14 protein-coding genes are annotated in these 18,366 nt (G+C 67.2%); 8 read left to right on the top strand and 6 right to left on the bottom strand.

Going from position 1 to position 18,366, the window contains the following annotated elements; genetic code table 11:
• The first annotated feature begins 42 nt into the window (after positions 1-42).
• A complete protein-coding gene (locus G6N33_RS04690; RefSeq protein WP_044510446.1) occupies positions 43-1,224 on the top strand; it encodes an acyl-CoA dehydrogenase family protein in 1,182 nt (393 codons plus the stop codon).
• 54 nt (positions 1,225-1,278) lie between these two features.
• Entirely contained in the window at positions 1,279-2,850 is a 1,572-nt protein-coding gene (locus G6N33_RS04685) for an AMP-binding protein (protein WP_101528516.1), read from the top strand.
• A 19-nt stretch (positions 2,851-2,869) separates the two neighbouring features.
• Here the strand turns inward: G6N33_RS04685 and G6N33_RS04680 are convergent, their stop codons facing one another.
• From G6N33_RS04680 to G6N33_RS04665, 4 genes are all read right to left on the bottom strand, one after another.
• On the bottom strand, positions 2,870-3,697 hold the full coding sequence (locus G6N33_RS04680; protein ID WP_044513054.1) for an oxidoreductase: 828 nt from the start codon (positions 3,695-3,697) through the stop codon (positions 2,870-2,872).
• A gap of 206 nt (positions 3,698-3,903) precedes the next feature.
• Positions 3,904-5,409 carry an Hsp70 family protein gene (locus G6N33_RS04675; protein WP_044510450.1) on the bottom strand — a complete coding sequence of 502 codons (1,506 nt, stop codon included), beginning with the start codon at positions 5,407-5,409 and terminating at the stop codon, positions 3,904-3,906.
• A gap of 37 nt (positions 5,410-5,446) precedes the next feature.
• Entirely contained in the window at positions 5,447-7,711 is a 2,265-nt protein-coding gene (locus tag G6N33_RS04670) for a carbon starvation CstA family protein (protein ID WP_044510451.1), read from the bottom strand.
• Positions 7,712-7,753: 42 nt separating this feature from the next.
• Positions 7,754-9,292, bottom strand: a complete 1,539-nt coding sequence (locus G6N33_RS04665) for an ATP-dependent DNA ligase (protein WP_101528518.1) — start codon at positions 9,290-9,292, stop codon at positions 7,754-7,756.
• A 109-nt stretch (positions 9,293-9,401) separates the two neighbouring features.
• Between G6N33_RS04665 and G6N33_RS04660 the strand changes: the two genes are divergently transcribed.
• Both G6N33_RS04660 and G6N33_RS04655 read left to right on the top strand, forming a co-directional pair.
• Entirely contained in the window at positions 9,402-10,169 is a 768-nt protein-coding gene (locus G6N33_RS04660; protein WP_044510453.1) for an SDR family NAD(P)-dependent oxidoreductase, read from the top strand.
• 125 nt (positions 10,170-10,294) lie between these two features.
• Complete coding sequence (locus tag G6N33_RS04655; RefSeq protein ID WP_044510455.1) at positions 10,295-12,460, top strand: acyl-CoA dehydrogenase; 2,166 nt, start codon at positions 10,295-10,297, stop codon at positions 12,458-12,460.
• On the opposite strand, the gene G6N33_RS04650 is transcribed toward G6N33_RS04655, so the two are convergent.
• Positions 12,457-12,804 carry a Zn-ribbon domain-containing OB-fold protein gene (locus tag G6N33_RS04650; RefSeq protein ID WP_408632764.1) on the bottom strand — a complete coding sequence of 116 codons (348 nt, stop codon included), beginning with the start codon at positions 12,802-12,804 and terminating at the stop codon, positions 12,457-12,459. The two genes, G6N33_RS04655 and G6N33_RS04650, sit on opposite strands and share 4 nt — an antisense overlap.
• 69 nt (positions 12,805-12,873) lie before the next feature.
• Here G6N33_RS04650 and G6N33_RS04645 point away from each other — a divergent pair, with 69 nt between their 5' ends.
• The 3 genes from G6N33_RS04645 (at position 12,874) to G6N33_RS04635 (ending at position 16,680) form a co-directional block, all read left to right on the top strand.
• Positions 12,874-14,067 (top strand): thiolase family protein, encoded by a 1,194-nt coding sequence (locus tag G6N33_RS04645; protein ID WP_044513055.1) that lies wholly within the window; start codon positions 12,874-12,876, stop codon positions 14,065-14,067.
• Between the two features lie 6 nt (positions 14,068-14,073).
• Complete coding sequence (locus tag G6N33_RS04640) at positions 14,074-15,555, top strand: FadR/GntR family transcriptional regulator (protein ID WP_408632763.1); 1,482 nt, start codon at positions 14,074-14,076, stop codon at positions 15,553-15,555.
• Positions 15,556-15,690: 135 nt separating this feature from the next.
• Entirely contained in the window at positions 15,691-16,680 is a 990-nt protein-coding gene (locus tag G6N33_RS04635) for a sensor histidine kinase (protein ID WP_044510459.1), read from the top strand.
• 655 nt (positions 16,681-17,335) lie between these two features.
• Here the strand turns inward: G6N33_RS04635 and G6N33_RS04630 are convergent.
• Positions 17,336-17,518 carry a hypothetical protein gene (locus G6N33_RS04630; protein WP_044510461.1) on the bottom strand — a complete coding sequence of 61 codons (183 nt, stop codon included), beginning with the start codon at positions 17,516-17,518 and terminating at the stop codon, positions 17,336-17,338.
• Positions 17,519-17,915: 397 nt separating this feature from the next.
• Here G6N33_RS04630 and G6N33_RS04625 point away from each other — a divergent pair, with 397 nt between their 5' ends.
• Positions 17,916-18,338 (top strand): 2-isopropylmalate synthase, encoded by a 423-nt coding sequence (locus G6N33_RS04625; RefSeq protein WP_231382593.1) that lies wholly within the window; start codon positions 17,916-17,918, stop codon positions 18,336-18,338.
• Positions 18,339-18,366 lie beyond the last annotated feature (28 nt).

The raw sequence follows: 18,366 nt of genomic DNA, 5'->3' as shown, positions 1-18,366 counted from the left end.
AGCGTTATCCGACAACAGATTTCGATTAGTGATCGGAGTAACATGACGACGACGCCGGTGGACTGCGACGCAGCGCACCAAGAACTTTTGGCGAATGCGGTGCGGTTGCAACCGCTGCTTCGCGAGAGCGTGTTGTCCAGCGAGGCCATGCGCAGACTGCCGGACGAGACCGTCGAGACGTTAACCGACGCCGGCTTCTTCCGGTTGCTCAAGCCGCACCGATTCGGAGGTCTCCCGGTCGGGCAGCGGACCATGCTCGAGCTCACCGAAGCTCTTGGAGCCGCCAACGCGTCGGCAGCGTGGTTGGTGAGCATCACTGCCGGTGGCACGGCCGTGGCCAAGCATGGATCGGAGCGGGCGCAATCCGAAGTCTTCAGCTCACCCGATAGCCGGATCGCGGGCGGGCTCGCCCCCGGCACGGCGTGCCGGGTCGACGGCGGGCTGTTGATCAACGGCAGCTGGTCCTATGCCTCGGGGGCCCCACACGCGGATTGGGCGGCCATCCATGCCGCGGTGCCGGGGCAGCATGATGGCGACACGGAGTCCTACCTGTGTTTGGTGCCCGCGGCCGAGGTGCGGTTGCGCGACACTTGGCACACAGTCGGTATGCGCGGCACGGCGAGTCAGACATTCTTGGCTAACCAGGTTTTCGTTCCGGACTACCGCACCATCCCATTCAGCACCCTGCTGGGCCGTTCGGTAGCGCCAAGCGAGCCCGAAGCCCAGCCACCGTTGGCGACAGCGGCTCCTCTGGTGCTGGTCGGACCCCTGCTCGGTATCGGCCGAGCGGCCGCGGACCTGGCGATTGAGCAAGCCGGGGCAAAGCCGTTGACCAACACGTTCTTTGCCCGGCAGAGTGGCTCTGTCGGCGTACAGATCCAGATCGCCGAGGCGGAACTCAAGCTGCGCAGCGCCCGGCTGCATGCCTTCGAAGTCGCCGACGCCTTGGACGCTGGCGAGATCGGCCACGGCGATGCTGGGTACGCCCAGCGTGCCAGAGCGCGTGCCCAGTGCGGCTATGCCGCGCAACAAGTGCTGGAAGCCATCCAGATATTGGTCAATGTCCATGGCGCGGGTAGCTTCGCCGATTCCAATGCGATGCAGCAACATTGGCGGGATGCGAACGTCGGTGCGCGACACGCCGGACTGAATTCCTATGTCGGCTACGAAATTTATGGCAAGTCGCTGTTGGGCGTGGCTGAACGGATCTCGCCGCTGGTGTGACCAGCGGTAGGTGTCGAGAGTAGCTCGCCGTGATCGAACCATCCCGGAGGAATCATGAAGTTCGCCAGTCCTTTTCCTGACGTGGTCATTCCGAACACGAGTGTGTACGACTTCGTGTTCGGTAACCTCGACCAGGCCGACCGGGATCGCGTCGCGTTGGTGGAACTCGCCACCGAGACCGAGCTGAGTTACGGCGCGCTGGTCGCTCGCATCGACTCATTCGCCGCGGCGCTGGCCCAACGGGGCATCGGAGTCGGCGACGTGGTGGGGCTGTTGGCACCCAATAGTGCGGCGTCGGCGGTGGCATTGCACGGCATCTTGCGGGCGGGTGCGACGGCTACGCCGATCAATGCCCTGTCCACGGTCAACGAGATCGCCGGCCAGGTAGGGCATTCGGCGGCCCGGCTATTGATCACTGCCCCACAGCTGTGGGACCGGGCCGTGGCAGCGGCGTCCGTGGCGGGCCTGTCCGTCGATGAGGTGCTGCTGGTCGACGATAAAACGCTGCTAATCCCCGCGGCCGGTCCCGACGTCGACTTCGATCCCGCGACGCATCTGGCGGTGCTTCCGTACAGCTCGGGCACGACGGGAAAACCCAAGGGCGTCATGTTGACCCATCGCAACCTCGTCGCGAACGTAGCCCAATTGCACCCCGTGGCAGGGCTTGATCCCGATGAAACACTGATGGCGGTGATTCCCTTCTTCCATATTTACGGGTTGACCGAGCTGTTATGTGCGGCGTTGCAGGCGCGGACGCGGCTGATCGTCATGCCCAAATTCGACCTTGCTGCGTTCCTGGCCGCCATCGAAAAGTACCGCTGCTCACAGGCATTCATCGTCCCGCCGCTGGCCGTGGCGTTGGCCAAAGACCCAATGGTCGATTCGTTCGACCTGTCATGCCTGCGGGTGCTTACCTCGGCGGCGGCGCCGTTGGACGAAGAACTGGCCAATGCGGTGATGCAACGACTCGGTTGTCGTGTCGTGCAGGCCTACGGGATGACCGAGTTGAGTCCCGCCAGCCATGTGACCCCGCACGCGGGCAGGCATCCGGAGGGGCTGGTCGCCCCGGTGAGCTCATGTGGGTGGACGTTGCCGAACGCGGAAAGCAAGATCGTCGACGTCGAAACCGGGTCCGAAATACCCCTTCCCGCGTCGGGCTTGAGTGAGCCGGGGGAGTTATGCGTCCGCGGGCCCAACGTGATGGCGGGTTACCTGAGAAACGATGCAGCGACCGCGGAGATCATCGACAGCGATGGTTTCTTGCACACCGGCGACTTGGCGCGGGTGGACGCGCACGGGTGCGTCTACATCGTCGACCGGCTCAAGGAGCTGATCAAGTACAAGGGATACCAGGTAGCACCCGCAGAGCTCGAAGCGCTGTTGCTGACTCACCCCGACATCGCGGATGTCGCGGTGGTCGGTGTGGTCAATAACCGCTCTGGCGAAGAGATTCCGAAGGCGTTTGTGGTCAGGCAGCGCGGCGCCGTCCTGTCGAAAGGTGAGGTCGTTGACTTCGTCGCTCGGAAAGTCGCGCCGTACAAGAAAATCCGCCAGGTCGAGTTCGTCGAGAAGATCCCGAAGTCGCCGACCGGCAAGATCCTGCGCCGGGAGCTGCGCTCGCATTGAGGCTGCCGGCGCCGCCGGATCAGTCGAAATCGGTGCTGGCAGTCAGCTGTTCCCAGTTCGCTATTTCGTCGGCTCGGGCGTCGGCGGTGTAGCGGTACAGGGCAAGGGCGTCGGGGCCCAGGAGCAGGAATGCGGGTGGTTCGCTGGCTTCGACCGCCGCGACGATGGCCTCGCCGGCCTTGGCGGGGTCACCGGCCTGATTGCCGTGCATAGTGTCGTTCTCCTTGCGGCGTTGGCCCGCGGTGCCGGCGTAGTCGCCGATGGGAACAGCCGACTGGTGCAGCGAGCGCCCGGCGAAGTCGGTTCGAAAGGCGCCCGGCTCGACGACCGTCACCGAAATGCCCAGGGGAGCCAGCTCGCCACGCAACGCACCGCTCATGCCCTCTAGCGCCGCCTTGGCGGCGGAGTAGTAGCCCGATCCCACCGGCGTCACCTGCGCTGCGATTGACGAGATGTTGACGATCGCGCCGCGGCGACGCTGCCGCATGCCGGGCAGGACGGCCTTGATCATGGCGACGGCTCCGAAAAAGTGCGTCTCAAATAGGGCTCGGACCTCGGCGTCGTCCCCCTCTTCCACCGCGGCCCGGTACCCGTAGCCAGCATTGTTGACCAGCACGTCGACGACGCCGAACCGGTCGAGGGCCTGTCGGGTCGCCGAAGCGATCTGATCGGGTCGGGTGACGTCCAGGGTGACGGGCAGCACCCGATCCGGCGCGCGGTTGGTCAAATCCGCAACGTTGGCAACGTCGCGAGCAGTGACGACGGTGTTGTGGCCGGCGCCGATCACGGCCTCGGCCAAGGCGCGTCCGAGACCGGTCGAGCAACCGGTGATGAGCCAGGTGGGCATGGTGTCCTCGTTCCGTCGTGGCGCGAGCCGCGCCGCCATGGTTGCCGCTCAGTCGGCCAGGGCGCGGCCGACGGTCTGCGAATCCGGCTGGCCCATCACGACACCGTAATCCTTGTCGTCGTAGGCGCGTTGAGCCAGGACATAGCGCATGGCGATGATTCGCCCCGCTTTTTTTGGTCGCCGCTGCGCACCGACGGCATGGTCGGCTACGCGGAAGTGCAACGCTCTAGACGGAAGGTGCGCATGAAGCCGCCGGGCTGCGTCGTGAGCGTCACCTCCACCGCGCCGCCGGGGGCGACGACGTAGCGCTCCTCGACGTCGGGTCCATCCGTGCACCGTCCGACGGGTTGGCGCCCGAGGTCGTCGCGGCCGTAGAGGGCCGGATCGAAGGGAAACAGCACCGGATCGTAGGGCGTCACGTCGCCGTCGGGCCGCCCGTTGACCAGGCGGCTGCATTCCACGAAGCGGAAATGTCCGATATTGTGCGCGGCCCGATAGGTCCGCCTGACGACGAGGGGGGAGTGCCCGTCGGCCGGGAGCGAAGCGTCCTTGCACACGATTGGGTCGAAGACGATGCCGGCGCCGGCCTCGGCCTCGCGGAAGACGCCGAAATGCCGCGAAAAGCGTTCGGACAATGCGAAACCCGACTCTTTGTCCAGGAAGACGGCAAGTCCGATGGCGGTGGCGGCAAACGGGTGCGGTGAACGTTTGACGCGCTTGTCGCCGAAGGCGCTGCGCAGCATCCGCGGGACGAGCGGGAAGCCTCCGGCCCCGCCCACCACGTAGATGCCGGCTACGTCGTTCCATGCCACGTCGGTGTTGCCGTCGCGCAAGATGCGGTCGAGGAGTTCGATGGTGAATTCGACGAGCGGCGCGCACGCGGAATAGATGTCGTCGATGGCGCAGGAGAACGGCGGCCGGTCGATTGCCGTCATGTCCACCAGGAAGCGGCGCGTCTGCGGGCCGACGCTCTCCTTGCGGGCCGCGCAGTCTTCCCGTAGCAGGGCGAGCGCGCCGGCGTCGACGTCCGGCAACTTCGCTCCGTCCAGGACCAACCGCAGAATGGCGTCGTCGAAGTCGTCCCCGCCGAGCCGCTGGATGCCTTCGCTGATCACCACCTCGTTGGAGTGCCCGGTCATCTTGAGCAGCGAGGCGTCGAAGGTGCCGCCGCCCAGGTCGTAGATCAGGACGTATTCGCGTTTCGTCGTGATCGTGGACCGGTACCGGTGGGCGTACTCCAGGCTCGCGGCGGACGGCTCGTTCAACAGTGCGACGACGTGAAAACCGGCCGCGACGAAGGCATCCAGCGTCAGCAAGCGCTGCGCGCTCGAGGCGTTCGCCGGCACACTGATGGCCGCCTCGATGGGTTCACCCGGGGTCAGGCAGCCGTTCGAGCGCTGCAGCAGGTCGGTTTTCAGCTGGGCCAGCAAGCCGGTGAGCAGGTCGGCCAAGCGGTAGTTGCGCCCGGCCAGCGTCACCTCGGTTTGTGGGCCGGCGTCGTTGAGCAGACGCTTGATCGACCGCAGTACGGACCACTGCGGGTCGTGGCGGACGGCGCTGGCGTCCACGCCGAAGCGCAGCTCTCCGGCGGCGTTGGCCGCGATCAGTGAGGGCCACGTGTCGACGCTGTCAAAGGAGACGACCGGGTAGTTGCCCCGGTCGACCAGCGCGACGACCGTGTGGGTGGTGCCGAAGTCGATACCGACTCTCATTCCGCACAATCTTAGGGCGGCGCGCCGAACTTCGGGACTACTGCATCATTCCGGCGTGGCGCTGGTCAGCCGGCTCCGGCCGGGGCGCGTCCCACTGCCGTTGCACCTCGCGCTCAACGGCGGTGGCAATCAGGCCCGAGGGGGCGAACAGCTTCGACGGGACCGGGTCCTCCTCGGTCAACGGCCGGCCGTTGCCACGAATCGCCTTGACCGAGGACACAATTCCGACCACCAGCACGATGAGCACCACAACCGCGAAGAAAATCGACAGGGTCCCCTGGATGAACGTGTTCCGGATGACCGCGTCGAGCTCGTGGGCGTTCTTGGCCGAACCGAAGGCGGTCTTGCCGGCCGCCCGGGCGGCCGCGTACTTGAAGTGTTGCGCCCAATAGCCGATGTTCGGGTCCGCGGAGAAGATCTTCTGCCACGACGCCGTCAGCGTCACCACCAAGTCCCACGCGAGCGGGACGCCCGAAACCCACGCCCAAGCCAGCAGACCCTTCTTGATGACGATGACCGTGATGACCGTCAGTGCGATCGCGGCGAGTAGCTGGTTGGAGATCCCGAACAGCGGGAACAGGGTGTTGATGCCACCCAGCGGATCGGTGACGCCCATGAGCAGGATGCTGCCCCAGCCGGCGGCCACGACCAGGCTGCACACCCACACGCCGGGCCGCCAGCTGGGGTTGCGCAGCTTCGTCAGCGGTCCGCCGAGGTTGCCGAGCGTGTCGGACAGCATGAACCGCGCGACTCGGGTGCCGGCGTCAACGGCGGTCAGGATGAACAGCGCTTCGAACATGATCGCGAAGTGATACCAGAACGCCTTGAGGGCGGTGCCGCCGAAAGCGCGGTGCAAGACCTCGGACATGCCCACCGCAAGCGTCGGGGCTCCGCCGGTGCGGGACACGATCGACTTTTCGCCGACGCTGGTGGCGGCTCCGGCGAGTTCGTCGGCGGTGATGGGGCCGCCCGACAGCCCGAGAGTGTTGACGTAGTGCGCGGCGGTGGCGGCCGTGCCGCCGGTCTGCGCGGTCGGGGCGTTGAGGGCGAAGTACACGTGCTGGTCGAGGACCGTCGCGCTGATCAATGCCATGACGGCGACGAACGATTCGGTCAGCATGCCGCCGTAGCCGATGAAGCGCATCTGGCTTTCCTTCTCCAGCAGCTTCGGCGTGGTGCCCGATGAGATCAGTGCGTGGAATCCGGACAGCGCGCCGCAAGCGATGGTGATGAACAGGAAGGGAAACAGCGAACCCGGAAACACCGGCCCGTCGCCGGTGTGAGCGAATCGGGAGACGGCGGGCGCCTGGATGAGCGGGTGCGCGACGAAGATGCCGAGGGCCAGCATCGCGATCGCGCCCACTTTCATGAAGGTGGACAGGTAATCGCGCGGCGCGAGCAGCAACCACACCGGCAGCACCGACGCGACGAAACCGTAGCCGATGATCAGCCAGCAGACGGTGACCGGGGACAGGTTCAACCAGGAAGCACCCCAAGACGTTTCACTGACCCAGTTGCCCGAGGCCACCGCGGCCATCAGCAACGCGAAGCCGATCAGCGACACCTCGCCTACCCGCCCGGGCCGCAGGAACCGCAAGTAGCAGCCCATCAAGATGGCGATGGGAATGGTCATCGCGATGGAGAACACGCCCCACGGGCTCTGGGCCAGTCCGCGAACCACCACCAACGCCAGCACGGCGATGATCATCACCATGATGACGAGCACACCGACCATTGCGGCGGCCCCGCCGGTCGGGCCGAGCTCGTCGCGGGCCATCTGTCCCAGCGACCGGCCGCGGCGGCGGGTGGAAATCCACAGCACCAGGTAGTCCTGCACGGCGCCGGCGAACACCGCACCGATGATGATCCAAATGCTGCAGGGCAAGTAGCCCATCTGGGCGGCCAGTACCGGGCCGACGAGCGGCCCGGCTCCCGCGATCGCGGCGAAATGGTGACCGAACAACACCCGCCGGTCGGTGGGCACGTAGTCGGTTCCGTCGTCGATGACTTCGGCGGGGGTGGCGTGGTCGTCGCGCGGGAGCACAACCTTCAGCTCGATCAATCGGGCATAAAACCGGAACCCGATGATGTAGGTGCAGATCGCGGCCACCACAAACCAGACGGCGTTCACCGTCTCACCGCGCACGAATGCGATGATCGCCCAAGCGATCGCGCCAACGATTGCGATGACCCCGAAGATGATCTTGTGTCCGACCGAGATGGGGGAGCGGTCGATGATCGCCACCGGCGGCAAATCGTCGTCGGTCCGGATATAGCTGACATCCTTGTCGCGCAGAGTCACCCGGAAACCCTATGATGCCGGGGACGAAGTCGGTTGTGAGATTCAGTACAGGGAACGGACGTTGTCGATCGTGTCGGCCTCGGCCGGGCTCTTGTCGTCGCGATACCGAACGACCCGGGCGAACCGCAGCGCCACCCCGCCGGGATAGCGCGGCGAGCGCTGAACGCCGTCGAGGGCAATCTCGACAACCTGTTCGGGGCGCAGCTGCACGACCTGGACGACGTCGGCATCGGTCGGTCCGACGGCGAGTTCGCGGAATCGGGCCGTCTGCCAATCCAGCATGGCGTCGGTCATCCCTTTGAAAGTCTTTCCCACCATGACGAATTCGCCGGTGGCGGGATCGCGCGCGCCCAGATGAATGTTGGAGAGCTTGCCGCGGCGGCGTCCAGAACCCCACTCGACGGCCAGCACCACCAGGTCGAGGGTGTGCACCGGCTTGACCTTGAGCCACCCCGCCCCGCGGCGGCCGGCCTGATACGACGCGCCGGGCGCCTTGGCCATTACTCCTTCGTGGCCAGCGGCCAGGGTGGCCTGGAGGAAAGCGGACGCGGCCGCGGCGTCGGACGTCACCAGCCGGTCGACTTGCTGTGGTGCCGGTACCAGCGCGTCCAGCACGGCCAGCCGCTCGGTGGTCGGCGCGTCGAGCAGGTCGACACCGTCGCGGTGCAGGATGTCGAAGAAGAACACCGACAACGGCTGCGCGGCTTGGTTAGTGGCCACATCGACGGATCGCGCGAACCGCGACGCGGTGACCTGAAAGCGGTGCGGCCGGTTGTCGGGCCGCAGCGCGATCGCCTCGCCGTCGGCGATGAGGTCGCGCACCGGCAGCGCCAGCGTGGCCTCCACCACCTCGGGCAGCCGAGCGGTGACGTCGTCGAGGCTTCGAGTGTAGACCGTGACCGCCTCCCCGGCCCGGTGGATCTGCACCCGCGCGCCATCCAGCTTCGCCTCGAAAATCGTTGTGCCGCCATGCCGTTCGAGCGCGTCGGCCACACTGGCCGCCGGCTGGGCCAGCATCGGCCCCACCGCCCGGCCCACCCGCAGCGTGAACGCATCAAGCGCGGCCGCTCCGCCGGACAGGGCAGCGGCGGCGACGGCGGGCAGATCCCCGCCGAGCATCGCCGCGCGCTGTACCGCGGCGGCCGGGATGCCCGCGGCCTTGGCGACGGCGTCGGCCATGATCCCGGCCAGCGCGCCCTGCCGCAGCTCGCCATTGAGCAGCCGCGCCAGAAAGGTCTGCTCGGGGTCGGTCGCGGCGGCGAACAGCGATCCGAGCAGTGCGGCGCGGCGGGCCTGCGATCCTTTGCCGGAGACCGCGCCGATGTCGGTGAATGTGGCGTGCACGCCGGCGACGGTGAGCGTGGATCGCGCGGCCGGGGGCGGGCGGGTGCGCAGCGACGCCCAGCCCACGCCGATCTGGCGTTGCGGCAGCTCACCGGAGAGCCAGGAGACGACGATTGCCGCGACAGCGGGGTCGGGTGCGGTGCGGGTGAGCAGGTCGGCGATGCGCGCGATCTTGGTCAGCCGCGACGACGTGGCGCCGACGTCGATCGACGTCGCGACCACCTCGTGTAGGAGCACGGTCGCCAGCTTGGCATGGCTCGGTGACAACCCTGCGACACAAACACGCTAGCGTGCCTACGTAACGTTACAGATTGCGCAGGATCTGACAACCAAAGGAGAAGTCCGGATGGAGATCAATGGGAAGAAGGCCGTCGTCATCGGCGGTGCGTCGGGGATGGGCCGCGCCACGGCCGAGATGCTCGCTGAACGTGGCGCGGACGTCGCCATCTTCGACCGCGAGGGTTCCGACGGCAAAACGGTCGCCGAGGGCCTCAGCGGCGGGGGCGGCACGTTCTACCCGGTCGACGTCACCGACTTCACCGGCACCGAGCAGGCCTTGCAGACGGCGGTCGACAAGCTCGGCGGCCTGCACATCACCGTGACTACCGCCGGCGGCGGCATCGCCAAGCGCACCTTGACCAAGTCGGGTCCGCACGACCTCGAATCCTTCCAACAGGTGATCGACCTCAACCTGATCGCCACGTTCAACATCAGTCGGTTGGCGGCCGCGCACATGTCCAAGAACGAACCCGAGGACGAGGAGCGCGGTGTCATCATCAACACGGCGTCGATCGCCGCTTTCGAAGGACAGATCGGGCAGGTCGCCTACACCGCCGCCAAGGCGGCCGTCGCCGGCATGTGCCTGACGATGGCGCGCGACCTGGGATCGCTGGGTATTCGGGTGCTGGCGATCGCTCCGAGCCTGTTCCTCACCGGCCTCACGTCGATGGTTCCCGACGAGATGGCGGCGACGCTGACCCGGGACGCGGCCTTCCCCAAGAGGATGGGCCGACCCGAGGAATACGCCAAGCTGGCGGTGGCCATCGTCGACAACCCGATGCTCAACGGCCAGTGCCTGCGGCTGGACGCGGGCCAGCGGTTCGCGCCCAAGTAGAGACCCTCGGCACCGGCCCGTTCGCAATAAGTACACTCTTTAGGCAGCCGCCCCGCTCTCCCTCGGAGCGGGGCGGCTGACCACCCGGCGACGATGCGGGGCGGGCACGGGCGCGAGGAGGTCCCATGGGTATCGCACTGACCGACGATCATCGCGAGCTCGCCGAGGTTGCTCGGTCTTTCCTGACTTCGCAGAAGGCGCGTGCCGCGGCGCGGGCGCTGCTCGACTCGCCGGAGGAAGCCCGGCCCGCGTTCTGGCCCGGCATCGTCGAGCTCGGCTGGCTCGGCCTGCACATCGACGAGGAACACGGCGGCTCCGGGTTCGGGTTGCCCGAACTCGTGGTGGTCGTCGAGGAGCTCGGCCGCGCGGTGGCCCCGGGTCCGTTCGTCCCCACGGTGATCGCCTCGGCCTTGATCGCCAAAGACGGTACCGCCGAACAAAAGTCGCGGTTGCTGCCAGGCCTGATCGACGGCTCGGTCACCGCGGGCGTCGGCCTAGGCGGCCAAGTGCAGATCACCGACGGAGTCGCCGACGGTGACGCCGGAGTCGTGTTGGGCGCGGGTCTGGCTGATCTGCTGGTGATCGCCGCCGGCGACGACGTGGTGCTGTTGGACCGCGGCCGTTCCGGCGTATCGGTCGAGGTGCCCGACAACCTCGACCCGACGCGGCGTTCCGGGCGGGTCCGGTTGCGCGACGTCAGCATCGGTGCCGACGACATCGTCACGGGGGCGCGGGATTCGGCGCTGGCTCGGGCGCGGGTTCTGCTGGCCGCTGAGGCAGTGGGCGGGGCGGCCGACTGCGTCGACGCCGCCGTCGAATACGCCAAGGTGCGCCAGCAGTTCGGCCGCACCATCGCGACCTTCCAGGCCGTCAAGCATCACTGCGCCAACATGCTGGTGGCCGCGGAGTCGGCGACGGCGGCAGTATGGGATGCCTCGCGCGCGGCGTCCGAAGACGAAGCGCAATTCCGGCTGATCGCCGGTGTTGCTGCCGCACTGGCCTTTCCGGCTTACGCCCGCAACGCCGAGCTCAACATTCAGGTGCACGGCGGCATTGGGTTCACCTGGGAGCACGATGCGCATCTGCATCTGCGCCGCGCTCTGGTGACGGGGGCGCTGTTCGGTGGCGACGCGCCGGCCCGCGATGTTTTCGACCGCACCGCCGCGGGCGTCGTACGCGACAACAGTTTGGACCTGCCGCCGGAGGCCGAGCAGATGCGGGCCCGGATCCGGGCCGACGCCGCCGCTATCGCGTCGCTGGACAAAGCGGCGCAGCGGGACAAGCTGATCGCGACCGGCTATGTCATGCCGCACTGGCCCAAGCCGTGGGGCCTGGCCGCGGACGCGGTCGAGCAGTTGGTGATCGAGGAGGAGTTCCGTGCCGCCGGCATCAAGCGGCCCGACTACGGCATCACGGGGTGGGTGATCCTGACCCTGATTCAGCACGGAACTGACTGGCAAATCGAAAGATTCGTCGAAAAGGCGTTGCGTAAGGACGAGATCTGGTGCCAGCTGTTCTCCGAACCCGAGGCAGGCTCGGACGCCGCATCCATCAAGACGAAGGCCACTCGGGTCGAGGGCGGCTGGCGGATCAACGGCCAGAAGGTGTGGACCAGCGGTGCGCATTACTGCGCCCGGGGCCTGGCCACCGTGCGCACCGACCCCGATGCGCCTAAGCACGCCGGTATCACCACGGTCATCGTCGACATGAAGGCGCCCGAGGTCGAGGTGCGGCCGTTGCGGCAGATCACCGGCGGCTCGGACTTCAACGAAGTGTTCTTCAACGACCTGTTCGTCCCCGACGAAGACGTCGTGGGGACGCCCAATTCGGGGTGGACGGTCGCGCGCGCGACGCTGGGCAACGAACGGGTCAGTATCGGCGGCAGCGGGTCTTTCTACGAGGGGCTGGCGACCGCCCTGGTCGAGCTCGCCCGCCAACACCCAGAGCGGTTGGCGGGGGCCGATGTTCGGGTCGGTTCCTACCTGGCCAACGAGGCCGCGCTGCGGCTGCTCAACTTACGCCGGGTGGCCCGCAGTGTCGAAGGGTCGGGCCCGGGCCCGGAAGGCAACGTCACCAAACTCAAGCTCGCCGAGCACATGGTGGAGGGCGCGGCGATCATGGCCGCCCTGACTGGCGCCGAAGTTGCGCTGGTGGACGGGGCCGGTGCGGCACCGGGCCGGCTGATCATGGGCGCCCGCGGCATGGCGATCGCCGGTGGCACGTCGGAGGTCACCCGAAACCAGATCGCGGAGCGGATTCTCGGCATGCCGCGCGACCCGCTGATCAACTAGCCAGCGGGTGCGAACCGGGGTGCCCCGCCGGCGCCCCGGTCCGCGCGAAGCTCGACTGCCATCCCGCAGGTCACCGAATCCGGTTCGCAGTCAACGATATTGGCGGCCACGCGCAGTCCACTCTGCTCGGCGAGCTCCACGATGGCGATCACATACGGAACCGGAATCTCCGGGTTGTACGGATGATGGTTCACCGTATAGGTGAACACCGTGCCCTGTCCCGATACGGGACGCGCGGCCAGCGTGGCGCCGCACTGCCGGCAGACCCCGGCCGCGGGATGCACCCAGCGGCAGCAGTCGTCGCAATATTCGATCAGTAGCGGTGAGTCGGCTGACACGGGCAATACAGTACACTCTATTGTTTGCGGTGCGTACAGGTGCGTAGAGCGGTTCTCCTCTGGCGGGCGGTGCAGGTGACGTATTTCGAAAAAGACGCGATCGTGTCCGGTCTAGGCATTTCCCGGATCGGCCGCCGTACCGGCATCCCGGGCCGGGACCTGACGATGGAGGCGGTGCGGGCCGCGATCGCCGACGCCGGCCTCGCGCCCGCCGACATCGACGGCATCGCCACGCTGGGCGACACCCCGGCCGCCGAGGTCAACGCCGAGTTGAGGATCGACGCGGCCGACTGTGGCAGCGGTTTCGGCACCGGCGGGCTGCTGAGCCCGGTCATGTCGGCCTGTCGCGCGGTGTCGGAGAGACGGGCCCGGCACGTGGTGGTGTACCGAACCATTCAGATGCTCGGCGGGACGGTGCCGGTCAAGCAGGAAGAGAACGCCCCGGCCCCGCCGTTGGCGCGGATGTTCGAGACGCCCGAGGGGGAGGAGCGCCCGGCCGTCGGGGCGATGGACGACGTCAACGATCTCGTTGCGGCCCAAGCGTATTCGGCCGCAAACTGGCTGGCGCTGAACTGCCGTCGCCACATGGAGCTGTATGGGACCACCAAGGAACAGCTGGGGTGGGTGGCGCTCAACGGCCGACGCAATGCCGCGCTGAATCCGCGCGCGGTGTACCGCGACCCGATGACCATGGCCGACTACCTGGGGTCACGGCTGGTGTCGACGCCGTTCGGGCTGTTGGACTGCGACGTGCCGATCGACGGCTCGATCGCGGTGGTGGTGTCGAACGCCGAGTACGGCCCCGATTGTCCGTACCGGCCGGTGCGGGTGGAGGCCGTCGGCGGAGCCGACGGTGCCGGCGGCTGGTTTCACCGTGACGATTACCCGAAGATGGCGATGTCGGACGCCGCCGCCCAGATGTGGTCGCGTACCGAGTTGACGCCGGCCGACCTCGCAATTGCCGAGCTTTACGACGGCTTCACCTATCTCGCCCTCGCGTGGCTGGAGGCGCTGGGAATCTGCGGTGACGGCGAGGCCGGTCCGTTCGTCGAGGGCGGCGCGCGGATCGCCAGGGACGGCCAGTTGCCGCTGAACACCTACGGTGGCCAGCTATCGGCCGGACGCATGCACGGCTACTGGGCGCTGCACGAAGGGTGCCTGCAGCTGCGCGGCGACGCGGGGGAGCGGCAGGTGACTCGACGTCCCGAGGTCGGTGTGGTGTCCGTGGGTGGCGGCCCGGTCGCCGGTTGCATGCTGCTCACGTGTTGACAGCGGTTGCGGGAGTCCAGCATTGAGCTTCAGGTAAGCCCAGCGCCGCGCCTGGGCGAGACGAAGAAGCTGGCCGCGACGATTGCCCGCGAGATCGAGGCGGACATCGTTCGCCGCGGGTGGCCCGTCGGGGAATCGCTGGGTTCAGAACCCGCGCTGCAACAGCGCTATGGAGTGAGTCGCTCGGTGCTGCGCGAGGCCGTCCGGCTCGTCGAGCACCATCGGGTGGCTCGGATGCGGCGCGGGCCGGGTGGCGGGCTGCTGATCAGTGAGCCCGACGCGGGGCCGGCGACCCGGGCGGTGGTTATTTATCTCGAGTACCTGGGTACCACGCTCACGGATCTGCTCAACGCGCGTCTGGTGCTCGAGCCGCTGGCGGCCTCGCTTGCGGCGGAACGGATCGACGAGGCCGGCATCCAGCGGCTGCGCGCGACGCAGCACTGGCGGCCGGATCTGCCCGCGCCGCGCGACGAGTTCCACATCGCGCTCGCCGAGCAGTCGAAAAACCCGGTGTTGCAGTTGTTTATCGACGTACTGACGAGGCTGACCGCGCGCTACGCTCTTCGGTCTCGAACCGACTCGGACAGTGAAGCCATCGAAGCCCTCGACCACATGCACAGCGATCACGCCGAAATCGTCGCCGCGGTAACCGCCGGCGATGCTGCCCGCGCCATGACGCTGTCGCAGCGACATGTCGAAGCGGTGACCGCCTGGCTGCAGCAGCACTACCCGGGCGGTTCGGTGCGCCCGCGCGACCGCGGCGGCCGCAGGCGCCGGCCGGCCGACGCGGAAGTCCCGCACGGCAAGCGTGCTGAGGTCCTGGCGGCCGCCATTGGCGACGAGATCGGCTCCGGCGGCTGGCGTGAGGGTGAGGTCTTCGGCACCGAGACCGGGCTGCTCGAGCGCTATCGGGTGAGTCGTGCGGTGCTGCGGGAAGCGGTGCGGTTGCTCGAATACCACTCGGTCGCGCACATGCGCCGCGGACCCGGCGGCGGTCTGATTGTCACCACTCCCCATGCGCAGGCCAGCATCGACACGATCGCGTTGTACCTGCAGTTCCGCCAACCGAGCCGCGACGACCTGCGGTGCGTGCGGGACGCGATCGAAATCGACAACGTGGCCGCTGTCGTCGAGCGGCGGGCCGAACCCGAGGTGACCGGCTTTCTGCGGCTGCACCGGTCCGCACTCGATCACGGCGCCCGCGGTGGCGATGACGTGCATCAGGCGAGCTGGGAAGAGGGCCGGTTCCACGTCGGGCTGGCCCAACTGGCCGGCAACGCGCTGTTGGACCTGTTTTTGCGGATCATCGTTGAGCTGTTTCGCCGGCACTGGTCCAGCACGGGTCAGGAGCCGCCCGCCCACACCGACCTCGTCGCCGTCGAGCATGCCCACCTGCGGATCATCGAGGCGATCGAGGCCGGCGATGACAGCTTGGCGCGCTACCGCATGCGTCGTCACCTCGATGCCGCCGCGTCCTGGTGGCTGTGAGCGAGGCCCTGCCCGTCGAGGCCGGTTTGTGATGTGTTCCCTGCATAGGGACGGCGCGTGCGGGGTACTGGGATGGGTAATGGGGCGCGACATACGCAGCAAGACGGCCGGTCCGGCAGGGGGTTGGCATTGGTAATGATGGAAAGCGGGAGCGCCGAGGTGACGACGGGCACGGGAAACGGATATCGCGCCTTCGTCCACTCGGCCTTTCTTTTCCGCTCTCATTTGGAGTACGTAGACGCGGTCGTGCCCTTTATTCTCGAGGGCCTGGCAACGGATGAACCGGTACTCGTCGCGGTTCCCGGTGAGTACCTGGCGTTGCTGAGAAAGGCGTTGGGCGGGCACGGGTCGACGTCTGGTCTACAGCTGGTCGACATTGCCGAGGTTGGCCGCAACCCGAGTCGTTTCTTGGCGGTGGAAGGCTCTTTCGCGCAGCAGAATGTCGACCGGCCCGCGCGGATCGTCAGCCAGGTGTTCTGGCCCGGCCGGAGCGCGGACGAATTCGTGGCGTGCACACAACACGAGGCCTTGGTCAACAGCGCGTTCGACGGGCGGCCGCTGACCGTGTTGTGTCTGTTCGACGCCCAACGGCTGGGCGACGACATCCTCGCGAGCGCACGCGCCACGCACCCGACGCTGTACGAAGGCGGTGCCCTCCACGACAGCCCCGACTACGCACCCGGTGAGGTGTTGGCGCGGTGCAACCAGCCGCTGCCGGCGAACCCGGGGGCCGTGACGTACATGGTGCGTAAGTCGGACGACCTGAAACCGGCGCGGTCGTTCGCCGTGAACTACGCCGGCTGGGTAGGCCTGTCCCAAGACGGCATCGAGGATCTGCAACTGGTCGCCACCGAGCTGGCCACCAACAGCCTGATGTACACCGACGGCGCATGCCGGCTGGCTTTTTGGCGCGACGACGACTATTTGGTGTGCGAGGCGCGCGACAGCGGCCGGCTCGACGACCCACTGGTGGGACGCCTGGACCCCGGCCCGACCGGGCCGGCCAGCCGCGGATTATTTCTGGTCAATGCCATCTCGGATTTGGTGCGTACCCACACCGGGAGTACCGGGACGACGATCCAGGCCTATCTGCGGATGACTCCCTCGTCCGGGCCGGTGGGCTGAACAGGAAGACGGCCCACCAGGAACCGAAGTTCCCGGCGGGCCGTCTTGCCCGCACAGTTAAATGCAGACGATCAACACGCAAATACCGCCGCCGCTGCCACCACCGATTACGCCGCCACCGCCGGCGCCACCAGCCGCCGTCGAGCATCCGCTGGATGCCAGCATTATTCCAGCTAGACCGAGCGCAGCTGCGGCCGTCTTCACAGTAGTTTTCGCGCGGTGCGACTTCATCGTCGTGCCTTTCCGAGAGGGGGGACAAAATCGTCGTACGGTCAATGACAATAGGCCATGTACCCGCTGTTACACACGTGTAAACGGGAATTTTTCGCCAATTTGGTATCCGGCACGCGCTGGCCATACCCGCTGTGCCGCAACGGCATTCAGCAAACTGATCACGACGATGGGAACGGGCGCGCACTACCGTCGGCGACACCCTGCGAGGGGCCGTCGAAACGCCCCGCTAGCTCACTAAATCGGGAGACTGATAGTCAGCCCACCGTCGCCGCCAGCGCCGCCCACTGCTGAAGAACAACCGGGAATCAGCAACACCGCGATCAGGACCGTCGCTGCCACGAGGGCTCTGCCGGTTCTCCTGGCACTTGCCGACTTCATTGTCGTCGCCCTTTCATCAGGGAGCTGAGTAGTCGGGTGGACATCACGCCGCAGGTTGCTGGGGCGGTTCGGAGCGAGGCAGCGGTGGGCATGTCGGGGGTGCGTCGTCGGCGGCTGCCACCCGCCGCCGTGGCCATGCGAAGCGTGCCGGCACCAGCAGCACCTGAAGCAGCCCGATGGCCACCTCTGCGGCCTCGCGGACCTTCTCGACTCTCGTCGACGTCATTGTCGATGCCTTTCATCGGAGGGGATGCGTCGTCATGTGGGAGACCAAGGCGACAAACCGGGTAACCATTATTCGACACATGTAAACCTCCCCAGTGAAAACAATTTGCGCAATCGCGGCTTTGAGGTCTAGTGTCGCGCTCGTGCGTCTTCTGAAGAGTGCCGTAGTAGCCAGCACCCGCAGCGGGGTCTGATCCAGACCGACCCCCCGCTGTGGGTCGGAAGCTACTACCGTCGGTCGCTCCTACTGACCAGAGAAGACCGACACCATGCCTCTTACACAGCCTCTCACCGGGCCTCTTTCCCAGCCTTTCGCCCCCGCTGAGCTGGACCCCTCCTGCGTGGCCGGGCAGCCGCGCGACGCAGGCACGTGGTTCGGCGACCACTTCGGGGTCCCGATGCCGCGCAGTCTTCGACATCGGGCCGACGCGATGAGCTGGGAGAGCTTCGTCGCGACGTACGGCCAGGCCGCCGGCCGACTGCGGCTGCGGCACTGGAAGTGCGCCGACGCGGAGCGACCCGCGGCGCGTCTGGGCACCCAGGCCCGCAACTTCCGGGCGATGATCTCCGTCGGCGAGTCCGTCAGCACCTGCACCGCGGCCGCCAGCGGGCCGATCGCCGCACTCACCGCAATGCTGCACGAGCGCGGCATCGCCATCGAGACACTCAAGTTCCATCAGATGACGTCGACCGACTGCACCGCCACGTTCATCTGCGGCAGCAACGGCACTCGCGCCGAGTGGGCGATGGGCCTCGCCGAGGACCCGACCCAGTCGGCGCTGTCCGCGCTGATCGCATGCGCCAATCGGCTGACGGACTGAATCCGGCCCTCCAGCGCCGTCTAAAGAA

Origin of the sequence: Mycobacterium simiae, assembly GCF_010727605.1 — a bacterium.
Taxonomy (GTDB): Bacteria; Actinomycetota; Actinomycetes; order Mycobacteriales; family Mycobacteriaceae; genus Mycobacterium; species Mycobacterium simiae.
Note: the sequence above shows the minus strand (reverse complement) of the source record. Positions and strands in the feature narration are given on the sequence as shown.